Annotated in this window: 4 protein-coding genes and 1 pseudogene; all 5 read right to left on the bottom strand. The window is 64.4% G+C overall.

Annotation, left to right across the window (positions count from 1 at the left end; all coding sequences use genetic code 11):
- Positions 1-100 precede the first annotated feature (100 nt).
- A complete protein-coding gene (locus tag ABIE16_RS11320) occupies positions 101-3199 on the bottom strand; it encodes an error-prone DNA polymerase (RefSeq protein WP_429521152.1) in 3099 nt (1032 codons plus the stop codon).
- Entirely contained in the window at positions 3175-4590 is a 1416-nt protein-coding gene (locus ABIE16_RS11325; RefSeq protein WP_429521153.1) for a Y-family DNA polymerase, read from the bottom strand. Before ABIE16_RS11325 ends, ABIE16_RS11320 begins: the two co-directional genes overlap by 25 nt.
- A gap of 7 nt (positions 4591-4597) precedes the next feature.
- Positions 4598-5215, bottom strand: coding sequence for a translesion DNA synthesis-associated protein ImuA (gene imuA / locus ABIE16_RS11330; RefSeq protein ID WP_057714343.1), 618 nt, complete (start codon positions 5213-5215; stop codon positions 4598-4600).
- Positions 5215-5832 carry a transcriptional repressor LexA gene (lexA, locus tag ABIE16_RS11335; protein ID WP_429521154.1) on the bottom strand — a complete coding sequence of 206 codons (618 nt, stop codon included), beginning with the start codon at positions 5830-5832 and terminating at the stop codon, positions 5215-5217. Before lexA ends, imuA begins: the two co-directional genes overlap by 1 nt.
- Before the next feature lie 165 nt (positions 5833-5997).
- A pseudogene (locus ABIE16_RS11340) lies at positions 5998-6118 on the bottom strand (gamma-butyrobetaine hydroxylase-like domain-containing protein); the annotation flags it as partial.
- Positions 6119-6270: the final 152 nt, after the last annotated feature.

The raw sequence follows: 6270 nt of genomic DNA on the forward strand, positions 1-6270 counted from the left end.
TCACCGCAATAATTTCAGGCACACCGCATTCAACGGTTTTACGACGGCTTCGCCGCCGAACGGGGGCAAGCCCCCTCGCCACAAAAGCTCCCGCAGCAGATCAATGAAAATCCCGACTGCGCACAGTAATGCCATCGAGCAACGGGCTCAGGTCACTCAAGCGCCCGGCTATCAGATGCCGGACCTCGCCCTCTTTCTCCCAGCGCCCATCGACCTTGAGCAACTGCGAGCCAACCAGCACCTGACGCTGACGCTCGGCCAGGTCGCGCCACACCACCACGTTGACGTTGCCGAACTCGTCCTCAAGGGTGACGAACGTCACGCCGCTGGCGGTGGCCGGGCGTTGTCGGCCGGTGACCAGCCCGGCAACGCTGACTGGCCGACCGTGCTCGACGTCCAGCAACTCCTTCGAACTGCGGCAGCGCCGCGCCTTCAACTCACCGCGTAACAGGGCCAACGGATGCGGCCCGAGGGTGGTGCCGACACTGGCGTAATCGGCCTGCAGGTCCTCGCCCACAGTGGGCTTTGGCAACGACACCGCGTCCTCCTCCCGGCTCGGCAGGCCGGCAAACAGGCCCAGCTGCTTTTGTACCCCGGCCACTTCCCAACGTGCCCGATGCCGGTCGCCGGCCAGGCCACGCAACGCGCCGGCATCGGCCAGTTGCTCCTGGGCGCGGGCATCGAGTCGCGCCCGTTCGCCGAGGTCGGCAATGTCGGCAAACGCCCCTTTGGAGCGTGCCGCCTCGATGCGTCGGGCATCGTCCTCGCGAAAGCCCTTGATCATGCGTAGCCCCAAGCGAATCGCCGGTTGCGCACCGCTGATCGGTTCCAGACTGCAATCCCAGTCGCTGGTGCGCACGTCCACCGGGCGAACCTGCAAATGATGACGGCGGACGTCCTGCAGAATCTGGTCCGGGCTGTAGAACCCCATCGGCCAACTGTTGATCAGCGCACAAGCGAAGGCCGCCGGCTCGTGGCATTTCAACCAGCAACTGGCGTAAGTCAGCAAGGCAAAACTGGCCGCGTGAGACTCGGGAAAACCGTAGCTGCCAAAGCCCTTGATCTGCTCGAAGATCTGCGCGGCAAACTCCGGCGTGTAGCCTTTTTTCTTCATGCCGGCGGCCAGTCGATCCTTGTGCGGTTCGAGCCCGCCGTGGCGTTTCCAGGCAGCCATGGAGCGGCGTAGCTGGTCGGCCTCGCCGGGGCTGTAGTCGGCGGCGACGATGGCGATCTGCATCACCTGTTCCTGAAACAGAGGAACGCCAAGGGTGCGTTTCAACACCTCCCGCAACTCTTCGGAGGGGTAGGTTTCAAGCTCTTCCTTGTTTCGACGACGCAGGTACGGATGCACCATGCCGCCCTGGATAGGTCCGGGGCGAACGATGGCCACCTCGATCACCAGGTCATAGAACTTGCGGGGCTTAAGCCTGGGCAGCATCGACATTTGCGCCCGGGACTCGATCTGGAACACGCCGATGGTGTCGGCACGACCGATCATGTCGTAGGTCTGTGAGTCCTCGGAGGGCACCGTTGCCAGGCTCAAGTCCCGGTTGCGATGACGGCGCAGCAAGTCGAAACAGCGACGAATCGCGCTGAGCATGCCCAGGGCCAGGATATCCACCTTGAGCAGCCCGACCGCATCGAGATCGTCCTTGTCCCACTGGATGATGGTGCGCTCGGCCATCGCGGCGTTTTCCACCGGCACGAGGTGATCCAGCGGCTGCTCGGAAATGACGAAGCCGCCGGGGTGCTGGGACAGGTGCCGGGGGAAGCCGATCAGTTGCTGCGTCAAACTCAACACCCGGCGCAACACCGGGCTTTCAGGGTCGAAACCGCCTTCACGCAGGCGCTCCACGGGCGGCGTTTCATCACTCCAGTGACCACAGCAATCGGCCAGGGCATTGATCTGGTCTGGCGGCAAACCCAGCGCCTTGGCCACATCACGCACCGCACCGGCCGCATGGTAAGTGCTGACCACGGCCGTCAGTGCCGCGCGGGTCCGACCATAGCGCTGGAACACGTACTGCAAGACTTCTTCGCGGCGTTCGTGCTCGAAGTCCACATCGATATCCGGTGGCTCGTTGCGCTCCCTGGAGAGAAAGCGCTCAAACAGCATGTTCATTCGCTCGGGGTCGATCTCGGTGATGCCCAAGGCGAAACACACCGCCGAGTTGGCCGCAGAGCCTCGGCCCTGGCAGAGAATCTTCTCGCGCCGGGCGAAGGCGACGATGTCCTGAACGGTCAGGAAATAGCTTTCATAACCCAGCTCGGCGATCAGCCCGAGCTCCTTGTCGATCAGCCCGCGAACCTTTTCGCTTGCACCGTCGGGCCATCGCTCGCGCATGCCGCGCTCGGTCAACGCCCGCAGCCAGGACTCTGCGCTGTGCCCTTCTGGCACCAGTTCGCGAGGATATTGATAACGCAACTGGCCAAGATCAAAGGTGCAGCGCCGGGCGATGTTCAGCGTTTCTGCCAGCAAGCCGGGCGGATAAAGTTCCCCCAGCACGTCCAGGCTGCGCAGATGGCGTTCGCCGTTGGGATGCAGGCGCAACCCGGCATCGGCCACCGGCAGGTGATGACGGATCGCGGTCATGGTGTCCTGCAAGGCGCGCCGGCCGCGAGCATGCATGTGCACATCGCCACTGGCCACGGCCGCAATACGCAACTCCCTGGCCAGGCTCAACAGATCGTTCAGGCGCCGGGCATCGTCCTGACCGCGGTGCAACTGCACCGCCAGCCACAGGCGCTCGGCGAAGACCTGCTTGAGCCAGCGCCCCTGTTCAAAGGCATCGACAGCGTCCGGCACCCATAACGCCAACAGCCCCGGCAACGGTTCGCTGAAGTCTTCGCGCAGCACCTGATACTGGCCTTTCTGCGTTCGCCGCCGGGCGCGGGTGATCAATCGGCACAGCGCCTGATAACCCTCAAGGCTCTCCACCAACAGCACCAGTTTCGGACCGTTCTCGATGCGTATTTCACTGCCGATGATCAGCGGCAACTCCACGGACTTCGCCGCTTGCCAGGCGCGAACGATGCCCGCCAGGGTGCATTCGTCGGTGATCGCCAGGGCTTGATAACCCTGTTTTTTCGCGCGCTGGAACAGCTCGAGGGCACTGGAGGCACCGCGCTGGAAGCTGAAGTTCGACAGGCAGTGCAGTTCGACATAGTCGATGCTCATGCGAACCAGCCCTGCAACCACAGCGGGCCGTCCTCACCGACCGCCCGGTAGGCCCAGCCCTGTTGGCCTGCACGGGTTTCGATCAGGTAATAGTCACGGCGTACGTCGTCACCGTCCCACCAACCGGACTCGATGCGTTCCGGCCCCATGAGGATGCGCGCCGAGCCCTGATGCACGGCCAGCGGTTCAGTCAGCAGCCAGCCCGGCCGTTTCACCGCGGCCGGCACCGCGCAGGGCTGGCTGTCGGCACTGGCCTGCCATGCACACTCGGGGCGGTGATCGGCCTGGAAGCGCAGACCATGCACCGCGTCATCCCCCAGCCGTGCACGCAGGCGTTCGCGCAGTTGCTCCCAGAGCAAGGACTGCTGCGGGCGATCGTCAAACAGTTCCTGATACTGGGGTATGAAGGTCGGCAAATCCTCGGCGCGCAAGCGAAAGCCGCGCACCGGCGCCTCGACCTGGACTTGCTCCAATCGCCCCCGGGCCAGTTCGAAGAGCATCGCCGGATCGCGCTCGGCGCTGAGCAGGCCGACCTTGATGAGCGTATCCGGCAACCCGGCGTGTTCCAGATGCAGGTCGAAACGCTGTACGCCGCTGTCGCGACCACAGAGGAACGCCGACAGGTCGCCGGTCAACCGGCGCAACGGAAACAGCAAGGCTTGATGGGACTGCACATCGAAATTGAGCTCGATCCGCACATCGAAGCGGTCCGGCGGCAGGTAAAACGCCAGCGCCAGCCGCCGCAAACCCGACAGGGCATCCAGATGCTTGAGCACCTGAGCCTCGAAACGCCGGGCCAGGCTATGCCGGGGCAGTGCCTGCACCTGGCTCAAGGTGCGCAAGCCCATGCGCGACAAGGCCGTGGCGACCGAGGCTTCGAGGCCGATCCGGTCGACAGGCATTTGCCCCAGGTGATGCTGCAAGGCTTGATCGTCCGGCACCACCAGACCGTCATAGGCGTTGGCCAGCACCCGCGCCGCCACCGGGTTGGGCGCGGCCACGATGCGGTGCCGAAATCCCAGTTCGTCGAGCTCACGGCGCAAAAGCGCTTCGAATTGCGGCCAGGCGCCGAACAGGCCGAGGCTGGATTCGATCTCGAATACCACGGCCCGGGGGTAATGCACGCTGACCTGGGAGCTGAAGCGATAGGCCCAGGCGGCGAGAAACTGCTGCCAGTGTTCGATGTCGGCGGCATCGTATTCAGCCGTGGCAAAGCCTTTGCTCAAGGCCTGTGCCGCACTCATGGACTGACCGGGACGCAACCCCAGCGCCCGCGCCGCGTCGTTAACCGCCTGCAGCACCCGGCGCTGAGCCGGGCCGGTCAACAACGCCAGGGGCTCATCGGGATCGGCGCGCTGACGCAATACCGCGTCCAGCGCCAATTGCGGGAAAACAATGCAGACCCAGCGCATGGCAACCTCAATGCCCCACGGCGAAGGCAATCGGCGCCGAACGGGCCAGGCCGCCGCGGCACTTGAGCACGCGCAATTGTGCCGGTCGGGCATCGATGGCGATGCGCAGGGCCGCCGGCGAAGGGTTGATCGCTTCACTGAGAGGACGATAGGCGAAGGCCAGGGTCTGGCCGGTTTCCGCTGCCACCTGCAACCGGCGCAAGGCGCGGTCATCGGCCTTGTGCGGCCAGCACAGCACCGCGCCGCAACTGCCCGAACGCAGGCATTGTTCCGCGGCCCACAGCGCATCGCGCTCGCTGGCCTGGATGATCGATAACTGACGCAGATCGACCCCGGCACCCTGCCACGCCTGGGGATACGGCACATAAGGCGGCGCCACCAGCACGATGCGCTCGCCCGCCGCCGACAGCCGTGCCAGCGTCGGCCACACCAGTTGCAACTCGCCCACGCCCTGCCCGGCCAAGAGGATTTCCGTCAGCGCCGCCTCCGGCCAGCCTCCGCTGGGCAATGCGGCGTCCAGCGCGGCATGCCCGGTGGGTTGCGGGCTGGCGGCCGGTGGCGCAGGCCGGCCCTTCCAGACCTGGCCGCCATTGAACAGCGTATCCAGCGCAACGACGGCACCCATCAGCCTTGCCTCACCAGGCCACAGAACACGCCTTCGATGGCCAGGTCCCGGTCGGCCTCGACAATGATCGGCTGGTAGGCCGGGTTGCGTGGCAGCAGGCGAACCACATCGCCGACCCGCTCGAAGCGCTTGATGGTGACTTCGCCGTCGAGTCGCGCCACGACGATCTGGCCGTTGAGCGCCTCGGGGTTGCGGTGCACGCCCACCAGATCGCCATCGAGAATGCCGTCCTCGATCATCGAGTCACCCCGGACCCGCAGCATGTAGTCCGGCACCCGCGAAAAGATCGACGGATCGAGCAGCAAGCGGCTATGGATCTCAGCATCGGCCCCAATCGGCGCACCGGCCGCCACCCGGCCGAGTACCGGGATGTCCAGCAACTCGGGACGCGGCGGCTGCCCGAGCAGGCGAATGCCCCGGGCCTGATGCGGGTTGACCTCGATAAACCCGGCTTCGGTCAGCGCCAGCACATGCTTGCGCGCCACGCTACGGGAGGCAAAACCGAACGCCTCGCTGATTTCAGCAAGGCTCGGAGGCTGACCGTGCTCGGCGATGCGATCGCGGATAAAGGTCAGGATGGCGGTACGGCGGGGAGTCAGAGTCGTCATGGAGTACATTTGTACTCTTTTGGCTTTTGCCTGGCAAGGACCGTCAATCATCTGGTGGCAGGACCAGTGACCTGTGGGAGCGAGCTTGCTCGCGATGGTCTTTCATTCAACATGTGTGTCGACTGACCGGGCCGCATCGCGAGCAAGCTCGCTCCCACATTGGATTTCAGTGACTCAAGAGGTGAGTTGTGCAAGGTACGCCCACGGATAAATCCCCCGCTCATGCCCATCGCTGAAGACCAGTTGCAGGCCATAGCCATAGCGAGTGCAATTCGATCACCCGAACCCGCGCATCCTCGGCATGAGCGTAAAGGACACCAGAACAATTAACAGTGTACCTACGGCACTGAGGATTGCCGTGAGGGAAAGGGTCTGGGAATAACCGACCATCCCGCCGACGATTCCGCTACCGAGATAAATGAAGGGGTGCACGCCACTGGTAAAGAA

This window comes from Pseudomonas sp. 2725 (assembly GCF_050434585.1).
Classification (GTDB): domain Bacteria; phylum Pseudomonadota; class Gammaproteobacteria; order Pseudomonadales; family Pseudomonadaceae; genus Aquipseudomonas; species Aquipseudomonas jessenii.

What these genes read in the sequence shown, in the direction of transcription:
- ABIE16_RS11325 (WP_429521153.1), bottom strand. Translation starts at nt 4,590, where the DNA reads ATGCGCTGGGTCTGCATTGTTTTCCCGCAATTGGCGCTGGACGCGGTA.
- imuA (WP_057714343.1), bottom strand. Translation starts at nt 5,215, where the DNA reads ATGGGTGCCGTCGTTGCGCTGGATACGCTGTTCAATGGCGGCCAGGTC.
- lexA (WP_429521154.1), bottom strand. Translation starts at nt 5,832, where the DNA reads ATGTACTCCATGACGACTCTGACTCCCCGCCGTACCGCCATCCTGACC.